Source organism: Solibacillus sp. FSL R7-0682, from assembly GCF_038005985.1.
In the GTDB taxonomy this organism is placed as follows: Bacteria; Bacillota; Bacilli; order Bacillales_A; family Planococcaceae; genus Solibacillus.
Window position 1 is genome coordinate 2,488,195 of the sequence record NZ_JBBOUI010000001.1, and the last position, 22,571, is coordinate 2,510,765.

The window sequence follows — 22,571 nt, forward strand, 5'->3', positions numbered from 1 at the left end:
TCGTTTCATTTTATATATATTCACAACGCCCATTATAGCAATGTTTTTTAGCCTTGTATAATGTTTGAACTTCATTAAAATTCATATTAATCCGGAATTTTGGTTGTTTTTATGTTGCTTTAGTTGCTTTTTCATTACTTCCTATCACCTGGTGTTTGATAACTCATATTTAATAATCGTTTCAGTTCTTCTCTTACCCATTTCCGTAAAGCAATATTAGAATACGTTCTCTTGTCGGTTTTCCCTCTAATAACTATCATATATTCAGTAAACACGCCATCATTATTTACTTTTTCAATCTTGCATCCAGCTTTATTTAATTTGCTTTTTACATTTTTAAATTCCTCAAAGGTTTCATTGTTTTTCAGTGTGTACCATTCAGTAAATACATCACCCATCTTCAAAACATTCAAATACTGTTGATCGCGCTCTAACGTTTTCAATAATACTTCGAGAATGATGAATCGATGAATATCGTTACTTAATTCCATAAGTGCATTCATATTAAATCACCACTCGCTCTCTGTGGATAACAGGAGTAATCGCTAATATGTTATCGATTTTAAATTCACGTTTGGCATGGCGAACAAAGCAATAAGCTTGCAAGGTATTTCCAGCGATCGCTATAATTTTAATGCGACGTTTAGTAATTGACCTATCTTTCGCCACATAGATTATATCCACTAATTGATTGCGCTGCATCGCTCGCATTAATTGTTCTTTCATAATAATTAACCCTTTCAATACAAACAGGAACGTTTGTTCTCATTTTTAATCATTATAGAACAATTGTTCTTATTTTAAAACATAAAAAATTTAATTAAATTGGTAAATTAATGAATAAAGGTAAAAAAGCCTACTCCCGTTATTTGGGTAATGGGCTTCGTTTTATACAAAATTAAATATAAATCTAATATGAGAATGTACCACAGCAACGATTTAAATAGAGAAAAGCTGAAAACAAGTAGACATTTTAAACATTTTAACTCAATGAAATATCCCCAATAACAGTACCTATCCATATTCCTAATAGAATAGTAAACGAAAATAAACCCAGTCCCATACCTTCCCAGCCACCAACTGCAATTATGCTAAAAATAATTACTCCAATACAAATTAGACTTAATACAGTAGCAAAGGAAAATAAAGATTTTCTTGAAACTTTACGGGACGTAATAAACATCCCAATTGCAAAAATAATTCCACTAAGCAATATAGGCGTCCATCCCTCTAACATCAAAGCATCCATTTAATTACCCCCTGTTGTGTTTTTCTGCAAACTTGCCCGATTATTGAACACAATTAAACTATACTATTCAACTAAACTGCCCCGTTAGTTAAAGTATTACTACATAAAAATAGATTTTATATCTCCTTTTTCAGTTTCTGCACTGCCCTTTTTTCAGAAACACGTCCGTTTGTTAATTAACAAGTACTACAGAATTTTTACGAAACAAATACTGCCATTATGTATTTTTGAGCAATTAAAAATATTGCCCAACCGACTATTCCTAATGAAATCGCTAGCGCTAAATGAACAGATTGCTTCAATGTGAAATAAATCACAAACAGCATAAACATCGTGGCTGGAAATCCTGCAAGAACACCGAGTGTAAATTTGTTGATATTTTGAGTAGACTCTCCCTGAACCGTCAACCAAATAATACTTAATATACTAACTAACGGTAAGGCAGCAATAATACCTCCATATACAGGGAATCTTCTTGCTACTTCCGTAACGATACCAATAATGGCTGCCGAACTTATAATTTTTATTAGCAAATACATTATTTTGATACCTCACTTAAAAGCCGAAATGCTTCAACTATTTTCTTTCTTTCATTTGTCGATAATTTGCTAAGTGCAACTTGGAGCTTATTTTCATCTAATTCTGTATTCTTCCTTAATATTACTGAACCTAGGTCTGTTAAATATAAATACACTTTACGTTGATCTTCATCTGATCTCTCTTTATACAACCATCCGTTACTCACTAATTTTTTCACATGTTCCGATGCTGTATTGTGTGAAATTGATAATTGCTCAGCAATGTCACGAATTACGACATATTGCTGTTTTTGAACCATTTGTAAGATTCGGACACTTTGATGTGAAATTACTTCTTCTTGTGTAGGATGTAAATTAAAATAAATGTCAGTAAAGTATTGATTAATTTCTTGTATCACTATAAGCACACCTCATTTTACATCGTTTAAACCGATTATATCGTAATTAACGATATAATATCAACGGAAATAATATAACTTGTATAAGCGTTTCTGAGATTTTATTACATACAAGAAAAGCTCCCGATTGTTGTAATAAGGGATGGCTCCATGCAATATACAACGTTAAGCACTAAACATTTACCAAAAACGATTTTGGAAACAGGATTGGATTATAATTGCAGCTACCAAATGACATGTTTAGAGATTTTTTATTTTATCTCTAACCCCCTTTTTAAATCGTAAAAAAGAATAAAGGAGAGGCAAAATGAAAATACAATCCTTATAGCCATTTTCGGTAATGTTACGATTTTATGCCTGGCATTGCTCTGCATTTACAAAGTATTCTTCGCACCTCGTATCGGCTCTATCGGTAAAGGAGAGTATCACTGGATACATATGTTATTTTTACATCGAGTATTTTAAGAAGAATTTGCTTCAGCTCATTTGGCATTACAATTTACTTAAAAAGCAGACAGAATGGTAACTTAGAGCAAATAAATGACGAAAGAAATTGATAAGTCACTGGAAAATTTCTCGCTTTAAAAATGGGGATGTATGGGTTATGTTTTTACCTGATACAAGTTGATTTAACGGCGTTTGTCGTTTTTTTTGTATAGAAATAAGGCTCTGATATGCTGTGAGAAATTATTTTAAAGAGGTCTGTTTGTTCCACTTGTTCTAAATGACTGTAACGTATAAATAGAAATTTTTTTTACTAATAAAGCAGTATAAAAAAAGCACCACTTAATGGTGCTTTTTTTATTTGAGAGAACGTCCCATAATATATTAACTGTCTATAGGTACTATTTTATAGAGGATTACTATACATTGTGCCTGTAAATGTAGCTACATATTTACCTTTTACAGCTTTATGAGAGACATATTTTAATGAACCTCTCATCATTCCAAAGGTCTCATGATAATATTCATAATAAAACACATCAGGAATGTTTGAAGCAGTAGAATATTCGTGTGTGATTGTTTGTGTATGAGTATAAACCCACATTGGGGATATTTCAGAATATTCTGTCAAAAGTGCCGATTCTTCTGTCACTGGTACTTCAGAAGCACTTGCGAATGCTGGGGATAGTGCAAAAATAAAAGCAGCAGCACATAACGATAGTAAACCTTTGTTTAACAAACTTTTCATATGACAAGCCCTCCTCTTAACTCTTAGTAATTAATTTTACCTGTGAAAGTTGCTCTCCAAGTATATTGAAGCTTTTCAATCTCTCCAGTTCTCTTTAGTGTTCCACTATACCATTTACCATCAATATACTCTTCGTAATATATTGATTCTGGGACTGCTGAAGCAGTAGCATATTCTTTTTTTACAGTTTTATCTTTTGCAGTCCAAGGCCATCCGAAAGTAGTAGCCTCACCATCTTTTTCGTAAAGGTTACCAGACATATCACCAATTTGTTCGCCTTTACTTTCATTTACATCAACTTGAATATTTGTTGCTTGTGATTGTGTTGTAACTAAACCAAACGAAATCACAAATACAATAGCTGACACAAAATAAAATAATTTTTTGCTCATTTTTATCCTCCTTACAAATCCGATTTTTTTTGAGTATCATATAGAACTCATTTCCATTATATACCATATTTCTATCGACTGTCGCTTTTATTCATATATGCATAGGGATCTTGTACTCTCTAGGATTCATAGATAAATTTCATTTGAAATTCCTTCTGATTTTAGGCAGTGGATTGATATTTCTAGGTATGATAGTACGTCCTAATATAAAATAATTTTGAGTTTAGCAATCAAAATAACGCCCCCAAATCAAAGTTTGGACACGTACTAAAAAGCCACGAATGCTGTTAAATCAGTAATTAATGATTTTTTATGTGGCACAATATCTATGAAGTATTTATACAAATGGATTAAAGAGTTGATGTAGCGCTGTTTGGGCTTGCTAGGTTTGTTCTTCACTTTGTATAAAGTTCTGTATATTTATTCCCGCAAAAATCAGGATCTTTCTGAGAATATTTCATAAAAAGTTAAAGCTCGCTGTTTTCTGAAATGCGAGCACGGTTGCGCTGAAGTTGTAAATGTACTCGACAACTTATCACAACCGGAACGAACTGAAGTTATTTCATCGCCATTCTTACCTAAAGCTACAGATAAGTGCTTATAATCTTATGCATTCTAAAAAAGTAACAAATATTAACATTTGTCAGTATATATTACCTTATCGAGCCTTTAAAATAGTTTCTGTAAGGGTATCTCCAAGACACTTTTACTCGTTCTGATTTTAAAAAACAGAAAAAATCTCCAGGGAGATTATGATGAAAAAGGTTCAATCACAAAGAGGATAATTTATTAATCCACTGCCTGCAAAAGAAATCCCATCCTAATTAAACTTCGAACAAAAGCACAATACCTCAAAAAATCTGTCTTGGTCCTCAACCTTAGACAGATTTCCTTTTACTTTTTCATAATTGAAGGTTCACTACTCCTTGATTCCCATCTTTACTCTGTGAGATATTTCCAACTTTAAAATACCGCAACCCATCTTTTAGTTTTTAGTAATTTAATTTATGCTGTTGTGTTAAACAGTTATGTAGTGCTGCAATTGTTACAACGGCAATAATTTCGGCGTTTGATTTAATGTCTTCTTTGTCTTGAAATGATAACCCACTTTTTAGCATATCAAAATCATAATTCATCTTATCTAAATCAACATCAATATTATGAGCATAAATATTTCGCCATGAATTCAGTAAAAATAAATTATTATACAGCTCTTCCTCAATCCAGCCCATGTTATAAACAAAAAATATTTGTGTTACGAAATTTGCTTTTTTTAATGGATAATAGTTACCGTTCTTCCACTCCGACACTTTTTCGCTTCTTTTTGCTTTTACTTCAACTAGTTTATTTATGGCTTTTTCACAATATAAATGGATGACGATTAGCTTTGAAATTGGGTCCTCGATCCCCATAAATTTTTCTAAAAACTTTTCCCCTGTATTTTCTGTCATTTAACCCCTCACATCCAATCATAAAAGATAATATGAACATTCCATTATAGCTATGGTAAGTCGTGATGCTTAGCCCTTTTCTAGTATGGGCTTATTCGCCCCACCGCATACGTGTTTTCCCGAAACATAAAAGCCTGACGGCGTGCGTCAGGCTTTTTGTACATATTAATTATTTAATTAATTAACTTTGTTCACATGCCCAGCCGTCATTATCTCGATCATGTTTTGATTCATAAGCAGGATGACTTTTTTGAACACCGTTTGGATAGACTTTACGCATTTCCGTACAGTTTTTGAACACTGTAGCTGCACCAGGTTTTACATATGTCCCTGAATTTACATCACCTGTTACCGTTCCTGATGAACCATTCGTTGTAATTTTGATTGTTTTTGATGCTTGTATCCATTCCACTTTCGCACCTAATGACTCCCCAATGAAACGTAGAGGAACTAATGTGCTTCCATTCACTACTTGAGCAGGCACTGAAATCGTTACATTTTTATTATTTACTTTCGTTGTTGTCGAACCAATTTTTAACCAAATTTTCGTACTGCCTTTTGTTGCATCAATTGTTTTAGTCGATTGATTCCATGTCACATTCGCTCCTAATGCCTCAAAAATCCCACGTAAAGGCACTAATGTTGCACCATTTTTGATCATTGCTTTGTTGCTGTATGACTGTTTTGTACCATTTACGTAAATTGTAATATTAGTCGCTGCATCTACATTATTCGTTTTTGCAAATGACATTACTGATACAAATAACATCATTGATACTATTAATTTTAAGTATTTCATATTTCTCTCCTATTAAATCTATTTAACAATTTATTATGTAACTATTTTTAAATTACATCAATGATAAAATAATGGAAAAGGCCTCTCCCTCTATATGCTGTGAAAGGCAAAAAAGAAATTCAATGGAGGAAATTATTTTGAATATTAAAGGAATTAATCATTTTTTATTTTCAGTTTCGAATTTAGAAAACGCGATTGAATTTTATCAAAATGTATTTGACGCGACATTGCTTGTGAAAGGTAAAACAACGGCTTATTTTGATTTAAACGGGATTTGGCTTGCTCTAAATGAAGAAAAAGATATTCCACGCAATGAAATTTCACAATCGTATACACACATTGCCTTTTCCATTGATGATTGTGATTTTGAAACGATTTATACTAAATTAGTAAGCTTAAATATCAACATTCTTTCAGGACGTACTAGAGATATAAAAGATAAACAATCAATCTATTTCACCGACCTCGATGGACATAAATTTGAATTTCATACAGGCACCCTACAAGACCGAATCAAATATTACAAAGAAGAAAAAACACATATGGAATTTTATGAATAAAAACCTACTCTACACATTTATATTGTTATCATGTCTCATTATACCTAGTAGAATACTACCTTTTTTCAAATATCAATAAACTAATAAAAGGAATCTCCTAATATTAATAGAATAATAAATTACACTAAATATTAGGAGGTTTTATATGAAAAGATTACAGTCTATCGTTGCTTCCCTGTCACTTGCCATCCCGCTACTAGGAGCAGGACATAGCTTTACAGATTTACATGATGCTCATGATCATTCGCACGCAATCTCTGCTAATTCAGCACCCGTTGTTCACTCACTTCCAATCGCACCTGAATACCAGCCAGATAAAGAATTCACCAACATTGAATCTACTACTCAAGTAACCGTCTTAAATGAATTAGGAAAAACCGTTGATACACTTACGACGTACCAAAACATCGCTGATGCACAAAATAGTGCATTGGCAGCAAACCGTATCGTAACGGTACTAGCCGTAGCCGATGAGGAATATAGAAGTGCCTATTCTGATTGGCAAACTCGTATACAAACAATCGTTGAACAATCCGATGATGCATTCATCCGAGACCAAGGAATCGATTTCCAAGTAAAAGCAGTAGGGAGCTGGAGTTCACAAGGAGCGAATAGTTCACAAATTTTAGCAGATTTGAGTCGAGATTGGAGTGGCAGAAACTATGATTTCGTCGTTGGATTTACTCGAGACGCAAACTTTGAAGCTGGTGGTATTGCCTACGTTTATTCTTCAGATCCTGTAGGTAGTGCATTTAGTGTCAATTTAGACCAAGGTATGACAAATACTGCAAAAGCAGCTCAGCATGAATTCTCGCACAACTATGGCTTAGGTCATGACAACCAGGGAAGTGGCATCCGCTGCGTCATGAACTATGATTTTGCATACACTGTGGATTATTGGCATGCATCACATAGCAGTCAAATCCAACAAAACAAATCTTGGTATGGAAATTAGACTTTTGAAAAGCTAACAAGCTATTAATCATATTCTTAAAAATTCAATAGTCCCCTTAAATATAAAACCACTTCATCAATTTGAAGTGGTCTTTTTTCCGTTCATCGCTGTTATTCTATCGAATTAGCTTAAACCGTTTATTATATGTCATGAGTAGCATGATTAATAGCATAACAAACACGCTAGCAAGCAATAATTGTAGCCCTAAACTAAAATCCAATTGCTTACTCGTATAATAAAAATTCCGTTGTTTGGAAGCAATTTGTCCAACCTGAATATACGAGGTAGGAAAATTATGGATATCCCAAAAGTAACCGACACCCCGACTGAAATAAAAATTTTCACCAAAAATAAGAAATACACCCGCAACAAAATTAATCATTTCTTGACGGAATAGAATACTTAATAACAACACGACATTTATAATAACCATAAACCATGCAAATAAAAGCGTGAAAGATTGACCTAAAAACTTTCCTAATGTCATCATTTCAAATTTACCGTCTTTACGCCACTCTAAGTGATAAGCATACACCGGTGAAGGTAAATTAAAATTTCCAAAGCCTGACTGCAGGCCGATTATAATGAAGCCAACTAAAAGTGGCATAAATAATACGATGCAACCAATTAGTGCAACAAACATTTTTACAAGCAGCTTTTTCCAATCACTAATCGGATAGCCTTTTACAATTGAGGGATGTCGTCGATCTTTTGAAATGATATCGATTGATAAAAGCAATGCACATATTATTAAAACAATAGGTAACGGTCCTTTTAATAAGCGTTCCAATGTTTGGAGGGCCGTTCGTTGCTCAAATAGTTCCAACGATAATTCATAGTCTGCTTTTGCATATGCATCATAACGCACTGCTTGTTCTAAATAGGCATAAAACGCATCCTCTTCAGCATAACGATTATTATTAACAAAATAGCCTGGATTGTATGATATAGATTCATTTTTATATGTAAACGCATTTGTGTAATAGTACCAATCCCTTGTTAAATCTGCATATTTCCTCAAATCCCCTTCCTCTAATGCAGTTAAACGCTCTTTCTCTATTGGATTGATAAAGCTATAGATTTCTATTGCATAATAAACCGATGCATGTGTACCTTGCATATCTTTTCCTATTAAACTATCCATAAATTCTTGACGTGTTAAATAGCGCGCTTCGATTTCATCGGAATCTACCTTTTCTATCGGATCATAGGCTGGCACTATTTTAAACACGTAAAAAATAGTAGCAATTGTGAGTAATAAATAGATGGCAATATTTTTCTTATTCATAAAGAATTGCTTCAGTTCAAATTTAAAAAAGCTCCACATGTGCTCCCCTCCTCTTTGTTGTAAACTTTGTTCTTATTATCTATTCTATTAGATTAAACTAATAACTCTATTTTTTCAATATTTTTACAATTAATAGAACAGTGATGCTTATTAAATTACTCTCTTCTTGAAAGATTTGAACTTTTTTTCAATTAAACACTGTTTTGAAGGAACTATCGTAAAGAAAATAATTTTGAAGAATGAGACTTATGATAAACTCTTAAAGTATGAATTTTCTAAATCAAACAAAAAACTACAATTATACGGTAAAAGAATTTCTTTTCAGGAAATTCAATACAAAGGAGATGTTCTTTTGAATTTTGCAAAGGAAAAATTTCAATTTATTTCAGAAACAGATCGATTAGTGATTAGACCATTAAACAATAGTGATTATGAAAATTGGTTATTGGCATTTGAAAATCGTTATCCTTCTCAAAACAGACATGATATTGGGAAAATCGATATGAGTGAATGTACTCGGGAGTGGTTTTATAATTTGGTTGAAAAACATCAATCGTTAGCACTAACAGATACTGCTTACATATTTAGTGTATTTAGAAAGGAAGATGGCGCCCAAATAGGTATGATTGATTTTTCTACCTTAGCAAGAGAGGATTTTCAATGGGGAAGGCTAGGATATACCCTCCATAATCAGTATTGGAACAATGGATATGGAAGAGAAGCTGTAAAGGAAGCACTTGAAATGGCATGCAAACAGTTAAAATTCCATCGTATCGAAGCCCATATTAACCTTGATAATCCATCATCTGTTAAATTAGCTGAAAGTGTAGGTATGGAATTTGAATGTATAAGAAAAGGTTTTATCTATGAAAACGAAGCGTGGACCGATCATTTAATTTATGTGAAATGTTCAAACTAATTATGCCTTTTATAAAAGAACTGTTGGCAAATCAAAAACTTTGCCAACAGCCTCTTAATGTGACTATCTCCATTACTTATTTCTTTTTAGGTTTTTCATTTTGCTGCAGTTTCGCCTGTTGCGAATTTTTCTTTTGTTCTTCTGTAAGATCATTATCCTCCCTTAGATCCAAATCATCCGGTCCAAGTTCTACACCAAATTCTTCTTTTTTTATTTGTGAATTTTTTTGATTTTCTTTTGCCAATTTACCCACCTCCATTTAATAAATTTTCCTTTTTGAAGCGTTTTATACTTATTGCATTTTAATGTTTATTTTCAAAGGGAAAATTTTCTTTATAGCGAATACATTTATGAAAAATACTTTTGGGAGGTTAAGGCTATGGTGAATCCATTTATCTCACATATCGCGACGATTGAAATTCCTGTACGCAATATTGAAAAATCTGTTGACTGGTATCAAACAATTTTAGGCGTAAAAGTTTTATTTACAGATGATCGTACTGCTATGCTCCGGTTTGAGTCGAAACACTTACCTACAATTTACTTAGTGCAAACGTATGATAATGCGAGCTTATCGTTTCAAAATACAAACAATGAAATTACACATACGATCATTGATTTTTACACGCCTTCTTTAATTGAATTCTACAACTGGTTAAATGAGCAAAATGTTGAGACTGGTTCATTAAATATAGATACAAACCATGGCTTTGGTGGATTTAGCTTTAAAGATCTAAACGGAAATTTACTAAGTGCAACAAATATTCTAGATGAATACGAATTATAATTTTTCTGAATCACCAGGAGGACAACATGAAAAGCTGATTGTTTTGTATGGTTTTAAGTGCTATTTCCATCCCACACTCCTCATCCCCTTCCTCAATCATACAATCCCCTCAAAACCACAAAAAAAACGAGACGCCAATTTCTCAACGTCTCGTCTTTCAAATCAAAACAGCAGCCCACCTTATCCATTAAAATGCTGGGATTGCTGTCTCATCATAATTTTCTTCTAAGAATTTACGTACTGCATCACTTGTCATCACTTCTGCAAGCTTTTGAATTGCTTCATCATCTTGATTGTCCTCACGTGCAACAAGCGTAATTGCGAAATTATTGTCGATTCCTTCTGTTAGTAACGCGTCACTTTTTGGTGTTAGGCCAAGTGGTGCAGCGTAAGCTGGTGTCATCACAACAGCGTCAGCATCATCATACATACGTGCAAGCATTAATAAATCAACCTCTTTAAATTGCAGGTTTTTTGGATTTTCTGCTACGTCCGCTAATGTATAGTACACATCTGATTTTTCCTTCAACGTAATTACACCGTGCTGCGCTAGTAATGATAATGAACGATCGACATTTGAAATATCATTTGCGATGGCCACTGTTGCCCCGTTTGGTAGAGCGTCGATTGAATCAAAGTTTTTTGCATACACACCGTAGTTTGCAAAGTAGATCGCTTGAATTGGTACTAAATTGGCGTCATTATTACGATTAAATTCCTCCATATATGGTACGTGTTGGAAGAAGTTAGCATCTACCTCTTTCGCAGCAAGGGCACTATTCGGCTGTACATTATCGCTTAGTACAACCACCTCTAAATCAATCCCCTGTTCTGCTAATTGAGGCTCCACTAAATCTAAAATTTCGGTCATTGGTGGGATTAATGAAGCTACCTTTAATGTAACTGCTTCTTCACTTTCTTGTTTTTTCTCTACTGTCTCTTCTTGTTGTCCACAAGCTGCTAATGTGAAAGCAGCAAATAAAGTTAACATCCATTTTTTTTTCATGTTGCTTCTCCTATCTTTTGTCCAACCATCCCGCTACTGCTGTTCCAAACATTTGAATGAGCTGTACGAATATGATCATAATGAAAATCATGTAAAGCATTAAATCTGTTTTAAATTGCTGATAGCCGTAACGAATCGCAAAATCCCCGATACCGCCACCTCCAACGACACCCATAATCGTAGAGTACGATATAAAGCTAACAATGGAAGTCGTTAATGCAAGGACAAGCCCCGAACGAGCCTCTACGAACAGGAAACTAAAAATGACCCGTTTGACAGATGCCCCCATTGAGATTGCCGCTTCAATTACACCTTTTGGGACATCGAGTAATGATTGTTCTACAAGACGTGCATAATGGGCAATGGCAATAATGGACAATGGCACTGTGGCAGCAACTGTGCCTATCGCAGTTCCAATAACTAACCGAGTGAATGGAATTAAAAATACAACTAATAATAAAAACGGAAAAGAACGAATTACATTCACAACGAGACTGAGCACATGATATACGAATCGATTTTCAAGCAACTTCCCTTTGCCACAAAGATACAAAAATGTTCCTATGGGCAAGCCCACGAAAATCGCTGCAACAATTGAGATACCAACCATAAAAAATGTTTCGCCAATTGCTCCCCAAATTTCGGCCTCATATTGCACTAATACTTCAGGCATCATGATCGCCTCCCTTCACAAGCTGATCTACAAAGCTTTGTGGATGCGGCTCTTTCATTTGAATGCCTGTCCGTTCAAGTTCGAGCGTTTCATAAACTTGTCCCCTATCCAATACGGTTGCCCGGTGACAAATACTTTTAATAACGCCAAGCTCATGGCTTACAAGAACAATCGTAACCCCTAACGTTTCATTTATTTTTTGTAACACCTGTAAGATCTCAGCTGTCGTATTCGTATCCAATGCAGAAGTCGGCTCATCGCAGAGTAATACAGCTGGTTCATTGGCAAGTGCCCGCGCAATAGCTACCCGTTGCTTTTGTCCCCCACTTAATTGGGCGGGATATTGCTGGGCTAAATGATCAAGCCCGACAAACTGTAGGCACTCCATTACACGAGCATGACGCGCTTTTTTCGGATGGTCCGCTAACACTAATGCAATTTCCACATTGGCATAAACAGTTTTATTTGAAACGAGATGAAAATGCTGAAAAATTATTCCGATTGATTTTCTTGCCTCACGTAATTGCTTCCCTTTAAAACTAGTTAGTTGTTGGCCATTAACAAAAACTTTCCCTTGATCAGGAACTTCCAGTAAATTGATTAAGCGAAGTAACGTAGATTTCCCCGCTCCACTCGTACCGATTAACCCGTGAACCTCTCCCTTTTCAATTTGTAACGTCACGTCTCTTATTGCCTCAAAAGACCCAAAACGTTTAGAGATGCGCTGTAATTGAATCACTTTAAAACACCCTTCCATGCATAACGACTCTTATTATAGTAGAAGAGGTTTCAACTGTCACCATTGAAAGTGTGCTTTCCACTAATGAATTTAAGTTCACTATATAAATGAATTGGTGTTACTAAAAATTTGTATAATAAGAGTTAATTCGTATAAAGAGATTTTAATAAATAGTTACCATGTTCGGACTTACCTTCAACAAAAATAAATTCGTAAGAAATGTTATAAATACCCAAAATAATAATGACTTCATTTTTTTCGGGAATGAAAGCTCTAAATTCAAAATGTTTATAATCAAAATCATCCATTATTGGGTGTTCATTGGCAGCATCACCATATGTAATGGAATTATTCTCTTTATTGATGCTAACTGAAGGGGCAATAACCTTCTCTAAATAGTCATAGTCTTTATTTAACATGGCTTCAATCACTCTCAATGACAAGTTTAACGTTTCTCGAAGTCGATCATGATCTATTGCTTCCAAATTCGTATTACTAAATTCACTAGTACTTGTTTCTACATCTAACAAGGATTCTTCGTTAGATGATGAGGTAATTACTTTTTTATCAGTAGTATTTGACATAAATAACGAAACAGTAACAATTACACTTATTACGAAAAGTAAAATTATAATTGATATGAACTTTCTTAACATATTTTTCACTCTCCCAACTTTTTACCTTATTTTACAAATTATTCGTCACATTTCATATTATTCAATTGTCTTACTTTTTGAAAGGAGGGAATGGCATGTACCAAAAAACAAGTGCAATAAATTTTATAAAAGAAGAAAATAAAGAAATCGAATTGTTTGTACAAGTACATTACGACAGGATTTACAAATACTGCTTTCGTATTTTAAGGAATATACAAGATGCAGAAGATGCAGTTCAAGAAATATTTATGAAAGCAATTAATAGTGGAAAGTTGTCGAAGGTGGAAAATGAGAGTGCATGGTTATTTAAAATCTCTTATTTTCATTGTCTAAATAAAATAAAAAGACAAAGGATATTAGCATTCATTCCATTTACCGATCAAAATGACTCTAGTTTAGTTGTTGAAAATCAATATGAAGACGAGCTTCAATTCATCTTGGTGCGTTTAAAGCCTGAAGAAAGGGCATTAGTCGTATTAAGGATTATAGAAGGATATAGTTTTGAAGAAATCGCTCTTATTATCGAAAAACCTTCTGCCACCATCCGAAAGCGATATGAACGCCTGAAGGCTAAAATCAAGAGTATACTAGAAGAGGATGTGCGTTCATGAATAAAATCAAGAACTTTGAGGAGTTTGAAAAACGATTAAGAAATGAGCCGATAGCTATGCAACCCATGCAAAAACAAAAACTAATTCAGCGATTGGCAACTTATTCACAGCCGAAAACAAAACGTCTATCCTTCGTGTTGATTATTAGCATGTTTTTACTGTTTTCTGTTGCAGCTGCCGGAGCTGGAGGTTTTTCTGGGCTTACCTTTTTTAAAAACGATGGTTCTACGATAATCGAAATGGATACAATGTCGGAAGAAGAGATGAGGCCACATCTTGTTTCAAATAAAATCATCAAGAAGAATTTAAACTTAATGGATGAACTAAGGAAAACAGTACCTGAGGGGAAGTTTCTCTATTTTTTAGATGTGAATGTATATGAACAAACAGGTGAGATTAATATATTTCATCTATACAATCATCAATCGATTAAAAATGTAGATGAAATACCACGGTCTTTCGCCAAAAACATAAACTTGCAAAACTCCATACTAAACGATTATGAAATTAAAAATGGAACTATAATCTATAATACACCACATAGTACAATCGATGATTTAGAAAACCTAGCAAAGAAGCTCCAGCAGCAGGCTAAGGAATCGAACAAATATTACGGCATCCTTGAAGGAGATTTGACTCAAGATATCGGATCTGTTTCACTTTGGTATGAAACGAATGATTTTCCGTTCTTCAAAAGTTTTGAGATAACTATACAATCCATAAATAGGAATGTGAAAACTAGTGAGGATTTATCTAGCTTTACAAAGATAAATAGTGAGCTGGGAGACAATGTTTATTATAGTGAAGATGAAAGAAAGCTACTCGTTGTCACTAAAGATGACCATAAAAATTATTTAATATCGGTTCGTAATCCTGTCATTTCTGAGGGAAATATTGAACTACAGCGTTTTATTGATGTTGCTAAACACTTAGTGCATGGAAAAGAGTAACACCACTTGTCAATGAATTACTAACTTTTGATATTTTTGAGGCTAATTATCTAAACCATTTTAATTTAAAATTTGAATGTTTCCAACAAACTTTGCCCATAATAGCAGTGCATACAAATGCAAAAAAAGAAAGGACGTGTCACTATGGGCATACTTGGCGGAAATCCTAAAGATGAACCTTTACATTACGGAGAAGTTTTTGACATTTGGACTCACTTAATCACAAATTATGGAAAGATTGCAGGCTATCAAACTTTTTACAATCATGCGGGTGATGAGGATTTAAAAAAATTGATTGAAGATGCGCTTCAACAATTAAAACATGAAGTCGGCATTTTAGAAAAAGTTTTAAAAGCAAATGGGGTTGGCTTACCACCATCACCTCCTGAGCGCCCAATTGCAAAATCAGAAAATATCCCACCTGGGGCAAGATTTTATGATCCTGAAATTAGCGCTGTCTTTTCTGCGGATATTGCAGCCGGCTTAATTGCTTGTAGCACAGCAATGGGCATGTGCACGAGAGAAGATATCGCGATGATGTATGGGCAGTTCCATATGAATAAAGCCCAGCTAGGCGCGAAGCTTTTACACCTTAACAAAAATAAAGGCTGGTTAATCCCACCTCCATTGCACGTTCCTTTGTAAAGGTAATTTAAATCTTTGAGGTGTGAGTATATACTTCCCGCCTTAGATTTTAACGAAAAATATGCCAAGTACAGCTGACATTTCCCTATGTCCTGTACTTGGCTCCTTTTATTATACACGCTTTGTCATTTAAACCGAATTAAATACATCGCTCGGTCCTGCCCCTCCCCATTTACTACGAGTGTACCCTGTTCGGTAAAGCGAGGTTTTACTAACCTTTCCTTAATCTTTGGTAAGGATGATGTTCGCTTAAGTTTTCCTTCTTCCAGCTCAAACAGCTGCACCGTATTACTATCACCCTTCTGGACAGATAGTGCAAAATGTCGCCCATCTGTTGCGTAAGCATCTACCCCTACAGAAGTTTCAATAATGTTAAACTCATTTGAATTTGTATCTATAGTACCTATAATCGCAGGCTGTTGTTCATCTGAATTCCACAGTAAGGCAAAAATATGATTGCCCTTTAACAAAACATTTTGCGCTATTTCATAAGGCAATATATAGCTTTCCGTATTTTGTAGCGTTTCAAAGTTATGCACTGAAACTGTCGTGCTCGTTTGTTTATCAAGTTCGACGCTTTCAGAAATCGCAATCTTACTACCATCAATTGCAGGACGGCTATTACTGCCCTCTTCAAATTCGCGCAAGCTTTCTTTTTCTCCGGTTAATAAATCTGCTTTCATATATGATGGTTTATCATCGTTTAATGCCATATAAATAATCGTATTATCTTTTAATTCTATGCCATAAAAATAGTCATTATTTAGCACTGTAAGTTCATCATGTTTACGATCGTAAACGTGGATTTTTTCTACGTCCTCCACGGGCTGTGCCCAAACGAGCCAGTTTTCTGAAACCGCATAATCAAAAATTCGACCTACCTCTGAAGTATTCACTATTAGTCTCTCGTGTTTCTCAGTTACATCAAAACTAAAAAAACCTTCTGCAGTGTTGTAGACAAATTCATTTGATTCTTCCACGTAGGTAGAAGTAATAAGCGATTCATATGGGACATTTGGAATAACTACTTTCTCAACTGTAATGTTTTGCTTACTCCATAGAGCCTGCTGAATTGACGGGCCAGCTATAAATATAGTTAATACAAAGGCTAAACTAGCTATTAATGCTGGTAATACATATGCTTTTTTCTTTTTACTTGGTGGTGTTTCCATTGCACTTCTTGTTTTTTCAATAATATTTTTTTTATGAGCAGCTGTATTTCTTAACGGTGTTAATTGATATTTAGTCATCTAAAAGCACCTCCCATACTTCTTTTTCAAGCTTTTGCTTTAATAATTCCTTGCCCTTTTTCAAACGTGATTTGATCGTACTTTCAGGGGCATCTATTAATAACGAAATGTCCTTTACAGATAAGCTTTCCAAATAAAAGTAAACGATCGCCTCACGGTGCTTTATTGGTAAAGACAAAATGGCTTCGTCTAATAACGTTAACTCCTCTTGATGAACGAGCCGATCCGTATGTATGATTCTTTCTTTCTGAAGTATCAATTCGGAAATTTTCACCTTCTTATATGTCCAACTTTTTAAATAATCTTTACACGTATTGGCCGTGATTCGTGATAAATACGCACGGAGCTCCCCTTTTTCATCATAATTTGAATGATAAAACTTAATAAATGCTTCTTGTACCATATCTTCGGCAACATAAGGATCTTTCACATAATAATAAGCAATGCGGTACAGTAAATCGGTGTACGCCTCCATTACTTGTTCAACCAATTGGGAAGATTGCAATTCCATCTCCCTCCTCTCTCTTCATAAACGATGCTATATGTAAAAAAGACGAAAAAATAGTTAAAAATAAAAAAATGCTAAACAGCCTTGGACTTTGATGGGCGTTTAGCGGTTAACTTTTCATTTATTACACACGAGATTTAAGATTTTTACTTAGGAATACTAATCTTTCTATTTCTTCAAAACCGTTCTTCTTATAAAATGCTTCGGCTGGTATCCCTCTATCTGTAAGTAGTGTAATATTACTAATATTGTGATCTAGCTCTTTTATTAAATAGTTTAAGAGTCCCTTTCCAATCCCTTTATTTTGATGCTGCAAACTTATACACATTTCGTTAATAAAATACTCATCTCCGCTCCACCAACTTCTATTTACACCTAATATAAATCCGATAATCTCTTCGTTTTCTACTGCTAAAACGCCTAAAAATCCAGGTGTATGATAAAAATCTAGTAAATACTTGTGTGCTTTAGTATATGTCCATTTATCATTCCATGGCTCATCATTAAATACTTCGATAAATGTTTTTGTACAATTCATTAAATCGTTTTCTTCTAATAGTTTAAATTCCAAGACAAGTTCTTCCTCTCATTATATTGATTATTCAAATTTTATTATAAACGGATATTAATACATAGCGTTAATTCGATTACAAATATTCCATTCTTTCTATGAAGGTAAAACAAAGAAAACTCTCGTCTTTTTAATCCTTAGTAAATCAATAAGAAAAATAAATCATGTTTGTATTGACGGATTATTTTGCACTATGTTAAGGTTAGAAACAAATTTAGGATTTAATGGAAGGTGAATGTATGACAAATGGACTTAATCTCGAAATAAATCAGCTTTCAAAGCATTTCGGTCAAAAGGAAGTTTTAAAACAATTGGATTTAACTATTCCCTCAGGTCAATTTGTAGCGGTTGTTGGGAAAAGTGGCTGTGGTAAAAGTACATTACTTCGATTATTAGCTGGACTTGAGCAACAGTCAGGCGGTGAAATTTTGCAGGATGGTCAAAAATATAGTGAAGCAAAAAATGTTCGTGTCATGTTTCAAGAGGACCGACTACTTCCGTGGCTATCCGTACTGGAAAATGTCGGAGTTGGTACAGAACTCGCTAAAGGTTGGCAAGTATTAGCTAATAGATCCCTACAGCAAGTAGGATTAATTGACCGAGCGAATGAGTGGCCAAGTGTTTTATCTGGGGGGCAAAAACAGCGCGTATCACTAGCAAGAGCATTGTCAGCGAACCCTAAATTGTTATTATTAGATGAACCTCTTGGCGCATTAGATGCGTTAACTCGTTTAGAAATGCAAAGTTTAATTGAAGATTTATGGCTTTCAAAAAAATACACAACTATTCTTGTAACACATGATGTATCAGAGGCAATTGCTTTAGCTGATCGAATCATCGTTATTGAGGATGGAAAGGTAACAGTAGACCTTGAAGTTCCGTTACCTCGTCCACGCATACGATCAAATGAAACATTTATTCAGCTTGAGGAATTATTACTGAAACGTCTTTTAGGTCAAAATATTGAACAAGAGAAAATTCATCAATATGCAACTTCACTTAATGATGTATTTATTTAAAAATAATTATCTGAAAATACAAAAAACGAGGTGCACAATGAAAAAATTACGATCAATTTTTTTTCTAATAAGTATAGTGTTGGTTTTAGCAGCTTGTAATTCATCTAGTGCTGAGGACAAAAAAATACGTATTGGCTACCAAAAAGGTGCTACTACATTGCTACTAAAGAACAATGGCGATTTAGAGAAGGAATTAAATGACTTAGGCTATAAAGTAGAGTGGTCTGAATTCAATACCGCAAGCTCTATTTTAGAAGCATTAAATGCTGGGGCTATTGATATCGCTAATGGTGGTGATGCTCCATCCGTCATGGCCATTACAAAAGGAATGAATTTCAACTATATTGCAGCGGAGCAATCTGCACCTCAAGCAGAAGGAATTTTAGTAAAAAACAATGATTCGATTACAACAATTGAAGATTTAAAAGGGAAGAAAGTTGCCTATAACAAAGCTTCTATTGCGGAATATTTACTTGCTACAGTATTAGAATCCGTCAATTTAACATTAGATGATGTGGAATCTGTTATTTTAAGCCCTGCTGATGCAAGTGTTGCTTTTGAAAAAGGAGAAGTCGATGCTTGGGTTACATGGGACCCTTTTATGACCGTATCTGAACAAAAGGGAAATACGATTTTAACAACAGCTGAAGGAATTTTAAATTACCGTAGCTTTTATTTTGCTTCCAATAATCTAGTTGATCATCATCCTGAGGTTGCAAAAGCCTATGTAGATCATGTAATTGAAATCGGAGCTGGAATTGATCAGGATCCGACTGATGCCGCAAATATTTTGGAGGAAAACACGGGTATTGAGGCAGCCGTTTGGGTAACGGCATTAAATCGTAAATCTTCCGCACCGACCTATATCGATAACACGGTGTTAGAAGATTTACAACAGTTAAGTGACGATTTACACAAAATCAACTTACTTGAACAGCCAGTGGGAGATTTTACGGACTATATTTGGCAGCCTTAGGAGGTAGTTAAAATGAAAGAAAAAAGTAAGAAGCTACACAACATAATTGCACCGTGGATTATACCAATTACAATCATTGTTTTCTGGCAGATTAGTGCGAAGTTAGGCTGGATATCGAATACGATTTTGCCAGCACCTTCTGAAGTGATTCAGGCAGGTATTACACAAGCGCAAAAAGGGGTTTTATGGGACCATTTACAAATTAGTTTTACCCGTGCCACTATCGGTTTTGTCATCGGAAGCGGACTAGCCTTATTTATCGGTATCGTAAATGGTGCCTTCCCATTTGCTCAAAGATATTTGGATACGTCCATTCAAATGTTTCGAAATATCCCAAACCTAGCATTAATCCCCCTTGTCATCATCTGGTTTGGAGTTGGAGAAGAAGGGAAAATCTTTTTAGTCGCAATCAGTGTGTTTTTCCCCGTATATATAAATACGTATCATGGCATTCGCAATGTAGATCCTAAACTAATAGAAATGGCGAAAATCTACAACTTATCCAGTGTTCATTTATTTACAAAAGTCATTTTATTAGGTGCGCTCCCTTCCATTCTAGTTGGGATTCGTTATGCATTAGGGGTTATGTGGCTTACATTAATAGTTGCAGAAACAGTAGCGGCAAGCTCTGGAATTGGCTACATGTCTATGAATGCTAGAGAATATATGCAGCTTGACATTGTTGTATTAGCGATTTTGTTATATGCCCTACTCGGAAAATTGGCCGATTTAATTGCGCAACTATTAGAGAAAAAATTATTAAAATGGAACCCTGCATATCGTTAAACTAGCAATATGATTAACCAAATAAAAAATAAACCCTAGCCATAATATTTGCTGCCATTGAAGGTATCACTTTTTGATCAGGGGGCATTTTTCTACGGGCACGGCCTTACATGAATGTCTCAGGCCGTGCTGTTTCCCCAGGAGTTGACCCTGCACTACAATCAGTTCAAGTTAATTGTTTCTCAGACTCTTTTCAATACTACTCTTGCATTGCTGCTACGAATTGCGGAAGTGGATCTGCTAAGTGCTCACTTGTAGCCCACTCTTCATCATTTACAAGGCATGAATCAAGCTCCTCAATCATTTGCTTTACGTCCATATCAATACCTATGAAGACAATTTCTGACGCACGATCACCGTAAGTTTCATCCCACTTTGCACGTAATTCATTGTCCTCAATTAAAATCTGTTGCTTTTCATGTTCAGATAATGTCGCCACCCACTCGCCAGCTCCTGAAAATTGGATCGATACTCCTGCTTGTGAAATTAAGCCAGGCATATCGCGTGTAGCAAGCCAAAAAAATCCTTTTGAACGAACAATTTCCACCGGCATTTCTGCTAACCAATCATGCCACCGCTGAGGATGAAATGGACGTTTACGCCGATAGACGAAGGAAGTAATACCATATTCCTCAGTTTCAGGTGTATGTTCATGCTCTAGCTCATGGATCCAACCTGCAGCAGTCGACGCTTCATCAAAATTAAATAATTGACGATGCATTAACTTTGTAAGGTCAATTTCACCATTCACTGCTAAATGTTGCTCTGACTTAGGATTTATACGAGCTAAAAAAGCTTGGAATTGCTGCAAATAATCTTTATTGACTAAATCACTTTTCGTAATCACAAAAATATTAGCAAATTCAAGTTGATCAACCAATAAGTCTGACACATCTCGTTGATCTGTTGCATCGTCTGTTTGCTTGCGTTCAAGTAACGTTTCACCGCTGGCATAATCATTCATAAAGCGATACGCATCTACAACTGTAATCATTGCATCTAATTCACAAATTTCTGTCAAATCAATCCCGGTTTCTTCATCGATATAAGTAAAGGTTTGAGCTACTGGTATTGGTTCACTTATACCTGTCGATTCAATGACAATTGCATCAATCCCCCCCTTTTCTACTAGATTTTCAACTTCACGTAATAAATCTTCTCGTAGTGTACAACAAATACAGCCATTCGAGAGTTCCACTAGTTCTTCTGTTGAGCGCGCAAGAAGGGCTGCATCAATATTCACTTCACTCATGTCATTGACAATAACTGCTATTCGTTCTGTTGCTTGTGTAAGCATGCTATTTAATAATGTCGTCTTTCCAGCTCCTAAATAGCCGCTCAATACTGAAACAGGAATTTTACTCATTCTTACCTCCAAATAGTAATAATTACGATTTTAAAAAACGTAAAAAATTTTACTCTAAATTTATAGTGGTACTATCATTCTACTTCGTCTCTCGATGTATCGTTACACGTTTTAGACGAGGGCAATATTTTTTCAATTCCAATCGTTCTGCATTATTGCGTTTATTTTTTGTTGTAATGTAATTTTTATCCCCTGTCTCTGTACAAGCTAATGTGATATTTACTCGCATTTCCACACCTCCATAAATAGTAATAATTACGATTTATAAACTAACATATAATTATCC

Annotated in this window: 30 protein-coding genes; 10 read left to right on the forward strand and 20 right to left on the reverse strand. The window is 34.7% G+C overall.

The window, feature by feature from the left end:
• Positions 1 to 134 precede the first annotated feature (134 nt).
• From MKZ17_RS12635 to MKZ17_RS12675, 9 genes are all read right to left on the reverse strand, one after another.
• The gene (locus MKZ17_RS12635) at positions 135 to 503 is read right to left on the reverse strand and encodes a hypothetical protein (RefSeq protein ID WP_340724090.1); all 369 of its coding nucleotides are present in this window, start codon (positions 501 to 503) and stop codon (positions 135 to 137) included.
• Between the two features lies 1 nt (position 504).
• Positions 505 to 726: a transcriptional regulator gene (locus MKZ17_RS12640; RefSeq protein ID WP_340724091.1), complete on the reverse strand. Its 222-nt coding sequence runs from the start codon at positions 724 to 726 to the stop codon at positions 505 to 507.
• Between the two features lie 256 nt (positions 727 to 982).
• On the reverse strand, positions 983 to 1,249 hold the full coding sequence (locus MKZ17_RS12645) for a YesK family protein (RefSeq protein WP_340724092.1): 267 nt from the start codon (positions 1,247 to 1,249) through the stop codon (positions 983 to 985).
• Positions 1,250 to 1,446: 197 nt separating this feature from the next.
• Positions 1,447 to 1,788, reverse strand: coding sequence for a DUF3147 family protein (locus MKZ17_RS12650; protein WP_340724093.1), 342 nt, complete (start codon positions 1,786 to 1,788; stop codon positions 1,447 to 1,449).
• A complete protein-coding gene (locus tag MKZ17_RS12655) occupies positions 1,788 to 2,186 on the reverse strand; it encodes a MarR family winged helix-turn-helix transcriptional regulator (RefSeq protein WP_340724094.1) in 399 nt (132 codons plus the stop codon). Before MKZ17_RS12655 ends, MKZ17_RS12650 begins: the two co-directional genes overlap by 1 nt.
• An 850-nt stretch (positions 2,187 to 3,036) precedes the next feature.
• A complete protein-coding gene (locus tag MKZ17_RS12660; RefSeq protein WP_340724095.1) occupies positions 3,037 to 3,378 on the reverse strand; it encodes a hypothetical protein in 342 nt (113 codons plus the stop codon).
• Positions 3,379 to 3,401: 23 nt separating this feature from the next.
• The gene (locus MKZ17_RS12665; RefSeq protein ID WP_340724096.1) at positions 3,402 to 3,770 is read right to left on the reverse strand and encodes a hypothetical protein; all 369 of its coding nucleotides are present in this window, start codon (positions 3,768 to 3,770) and stop codon (positions 3,402 to 3,404) included.
• Positions 3,771 to 4,762: 992 nt separating this feature from the next.
• Positions 4,763 to 5,221 carry a hypothetical protein gene (locus MKZ17_RS12670; RefSeq protein WP_340724097.1) on the reverse strand — a complete coding sequence of 153 codons (459 nt, stop codon included), beginning with the start codon at positions 5,219 to 5,221 and terminating at the stop codon, positions 4,763 to 4,765.
• 181 nt (positions 5,222 to 5,402) lie between these two features.
• A complete protein-coding gene (locus MKZ17_RS12675; RefSeq protein ID WP_340724098.1) occupies positions 5,403 to 6,020 on the reverse strand; it encodes a stalk domain-containing protein in 618 nt (205 codons plus the stop codon).
• A gap of 122 nt (positions 6,021 to 6,142) precedes the next feature.
• Between MKZ17_RS12675 and fosM the strand changes: the two genes are divergently transcribed.
• Positions 6,143 to 6,580: a FosM family fosfomycin resistance protein gene (fosM, locus tag MKZ17_RS12680; RefSeq protein WP_445326914.1), complete on the forward strand. Its 438-nt coding sequence runs from the start codon at positions 6,143 to 6,145 to the stop codon at positions 6,578 to 6,580.
• 145 nt (positions 6,581 to 6,725) lie between these two features.
• Positions 6,726 to 7,535: a zinc-dependent metalloprotease gene (locus MKZ17_RS12685; RefSeq protein WP_340724100.1), complete on the forward strand. Its 810-nt coding sequence runs from the start codon at positions 6,726 to 6,728 to the stop codon at positions 7,533 to 7,535.
• A 115-nt stretch (positions 7,536 to 7,650) separates the two neighbouring features.
• Here MKZ17_RS12685 and MKZ17_RS12690 read toward each other — a convergent pair whose 3' ends face one another.
• On the reverse strand, positions 7,651 to 8,862 hold the full coding sequence (locus tag MKZ17_RS12690; protein ID WP_340724101.1) for an ABC transporter permease: 1,212 nt from the start codon (positions 8,860 to 8,862) through the stop codon (positions 7,651 to 7,653).
• A gap of 313 nt (positions 8,863 to 9,175) precedes the next feature.
• On the opposite strand from MKZ17_RS12690, the gene MKZ17_RS12695 reads away from it, so the two are divergent.
• Entirely contained in the window at positions 9,176 to 9,742 is a 567-nt protein-coding gene (locus MKZ17_RS12695) for a GNAT family N-acetyltransferase (protein ID WP_340725553.1), read from the forward strand.
• A gap of 76 nt (positions 9,743 to 9,818) precedes the next feature.
• Here the strand turns inward: MKZ17_RS12695 and MKZ17_RS12700 are convergent, their stop codons facing one another.
• Positions 9,819 to 9,986 carry a hypothetical protein gene (locus MKZ17_RS12700; RefSeq protein ID WP_340724102.1) on the reverse strand — a complete coding sequence of 56 codons (168 nt, stop codon included), beginning with the start codon at positions 9,984 to 9,986 and terminating at the stop codon, positions 9,819 to 9,821.
• Positions 9,987 to 10,121: 135 nt separating this feature from the next.
• Between MKZ17_RS12700 and MKZ17_RS12705 the strand changes: the two genes are divergently transcribed.
• Entirely contained in the window at positions 10,122 to 10,529 is a 408-nt protein-coding gene (locus tag MKZ17_RS12705; RefSeq protein ID WP_340724103.1) for a VOC family protein, read from the forward strand.
• A gap of 187 nt (positions 10,530 to 10,716) precedes the next feature.
• Here MKZ17_RS12705 and MKZ17_RS12710 read toward each other — a convergent pair whose 3' ends face one another.
• The 4 genes from MKZ17_RS12710 to MKZ17_RS12725 all read right to left on the reverse strand — a co-directional run bounded on the left by MKZ17_RS12710 (position 10,717) and on the right by MKZ17_RS12725 (position 13,603).
• Positions 10,717 to 11,535, reverse strand: a complete 819-nt coding sequence (locus MKZ17_RS12710; protein WP_340724104.1) for a MetQ/NlpA family ABC transporter substrate-binding protein — start codon at positions 11,533 to 11,535, stop codon at positions 10,717 to 10,719.
• A 10-nt stretch (positions 11,536 to 11,545) separates the two neighbouring features.
• Positions 11,546 to 12,208 (reverse strand): methionine ABC transporter permease, encoded by a 663-nt coding sequence (locus MKZ17_RS12715; protein WP_340724105.1) that lies wholly within the window; start codon positions 12,206 to 12,208, stop codon positions 11,546 to 11,548.
• Positions 12,201 to 12,947: a methionine ABC transporter ATP-binding protein gene (locus MKZ17_RS12720; protein WP_340724106.1), complete on the reverse strand. Its 747-nt coding sequence runs from the start codon at positions 12,945 to 12,947 to the stop codon at positions 12,201 to 12,203. The genes MKZ17_RS12715 and MKZ17_RS12720 overlap by 8 nt, the downstream gene beginning before the upstream one ends.
• 143 nt (positions 12,948 to 13,090) lie before the next feature.
• The gene (locus tag MKZ17_RS12725; RefSeq protein ID WP_340724107.1) at positions 13,091 to 13,603 is read right to left on the reverse strand and encodes a hypothetical protein; all 513 of its coding nucleotides are present in this window, start codon (positions 13,601 to 13,603) and stop codon (positions 13,091 to 13,093) included.
• Positions 13,604 to 13,698: 95 nt separating this feature from the next.
• Between MKZ17_RS12725 and MKZ17_RS12730 the strand changes: the two genes are divergently transcribed.
• From MKZ17_RS12730 to MKZ17_RS12740, 3 genes are all read left to right on the forward strand, one after another.
• On the forward strand, positions 13,699 to 14,214 hold the full coding sequence (locus MKZ17_RS12730) for an RNA polymerase sigma factor (RefSeq protein ID WP_340724108.1): 516 nt from the start codon (positions 13,699 to 13,701) through the stop codon (positions 14,212 to 14,214).
• Complete coding sequence (locus MKZ17_RS12735) at positions 14,211 to 15,164, forward strand: hypothetical protein (protein ID WP_340724109.1); 954 nt, start codon at positions 14,211 to 14,213, stop codon at positions 15,162 to 15,164. The genes MKZ17_RS12730 and MKZ17_RS12735 overlap by 4 nt, the downstream gene beginning before the upstream one ends.
• Before the next feature lie 144 nt (positions 15,165 to 15,308).
• Complete coding sequence (locus tag MKZ17_RS12740) at positions 15,309 to 15,809, forward strand: DUF3231 family protein (RefSeq protein ID WP_340725554.1); 501 nt, start codon at positions 15,309 to 15,311, stop codon at positions 15,807 to 15,809.
• Between the two features lie 125 nt (positions 15,810 to 15,934).
• Here the strand turns inward: MKZ17_RS12740 and MKZ17_RS12745 are convergent, their stop codons facing one another.
• From MKZ17_RS12745 to MKZ17_RS12755, 3 genes are all read right to left on the reverse strand, one after another.
• Positions 15,935 to 17,059, reverse strand: coding sequence for a hypothetical protein (locus tag MKZ17_RS12745; protein ID WP_340724110.1), 1,125 nt, complete (start codon positions 17,057 to 17,059; stop codon positions 15,935 to 15,937).
• The gene (locus MKZ17_RS12750) at positions 17,052 to 17,570 is read right to left on the reverse strand and encodes a sigma-70 family RNA polymerase sigma factor (protein ID WP_340724111.1); all 519 of its coding nucleotides are present in this window, start codon (positions 17,568 to 17,570) and stop codon (positions 17,052 to 17,054) included. The genes MKZ17_RS12745 and MKZ17_RS12750 overlap by 8 nt, the downstream gene beginning before the upstream one ends.
• 121 nt (positions 17,571 to 17,691) lie before the next feature.
• Complete coding sequence (locus tag MKZ17_RS12755; RefSeq protein ID WP_340724112.1) at positions 17,692 to 18,138, reverse strand: GNAT family N-acetyltransferase; 447 nt, start codon at positions 18,136 to 18,138, stop codon at positions 17,692 to 17,694.
• Between the two features lie 239 nt (positions 18,139 to 18,377).
• On the opposite strand from MKZ17_RS12755, the gene MKZ17_RS12760 reads away from it, so the two are divergent.
• From MKZ17_RS12760 to ssuC, 3 genes are read left to right on the forward strand one after another with little or no spacing between them, the layout of a single operon-like run.
• Complete coding sequence (locus MKZ17_RS12760) at positions 18,378 to 19,157, forward strand: ATP-binding cassette domain-containing protein (RefSeq protein ID WP_340724113.1); 780 nt, start codon at positions 18,378 to 18,380, stop codon at positions 19,155 to 19,157.
• A 37-nt stretch (positions 19,158 to 19,194) separates the two neighbouring features.
• Positions 19,195 to 20,133: an aliphatic sulfonate ABC transporter substrate-binding protein gene (locus MKZ17_RS12765; RefSeq protein WP_340724114.1), complete on the forward strand. Its 939-nt coding sequence runs from the start codon at positions 19,195 to 19,197 to the stop codon at positions 20,131 to 20,133.
• A gap of 12 nt (positions 20,134 to 20,145) precedes the next feature.
• Positions 20,146 to 20,919 carry an aliphatic sulfonate ABC transporter permease SsuC gene (ssuC, locus tag MKZ17_RS12770; RefSeq protein ID WP_340724115.1) on the forward strand — a complete coding sequence of 258 codons (774 nt, stop codon included), beginning with the start codon at positions 20,146 to 20,148 and terminating at the stop codon, positions 20,917 to 20,919.
• 199 nt (positions 20,920 to 21,118) lie between these two features.
• On the opposite strand, the gene MKZ17_RS12775 is transcribed toward ssuC, so the two are convergent.
• A complete protein-coding gene (locus MKZ17_RS12775) occupies positions 21,119 to 22,285 on the reverse strand; it encodes a GTP-binding protein (RefSeq protein WP_340724116.1) in 1,167 nt (388 codons plus the stop codon).
• 79 nt (positions 22,286 to 22,364) lie between these two features.
• Positions 22,365 to 22,514: a 50S ribosomal protein L33 gene (gene rpmG, locus MKZ17_RS12780; protein WP_340724117.1), complete on the reverse strand. Its 150-nt coding sequence runs from the start codon at positions 22,512 to 22,514 to the stop codon at positions 22,365 to 22,367.
• Between the last annotated feature and the right edge of the window lie 57 nt (positions 22,515 to 22,571).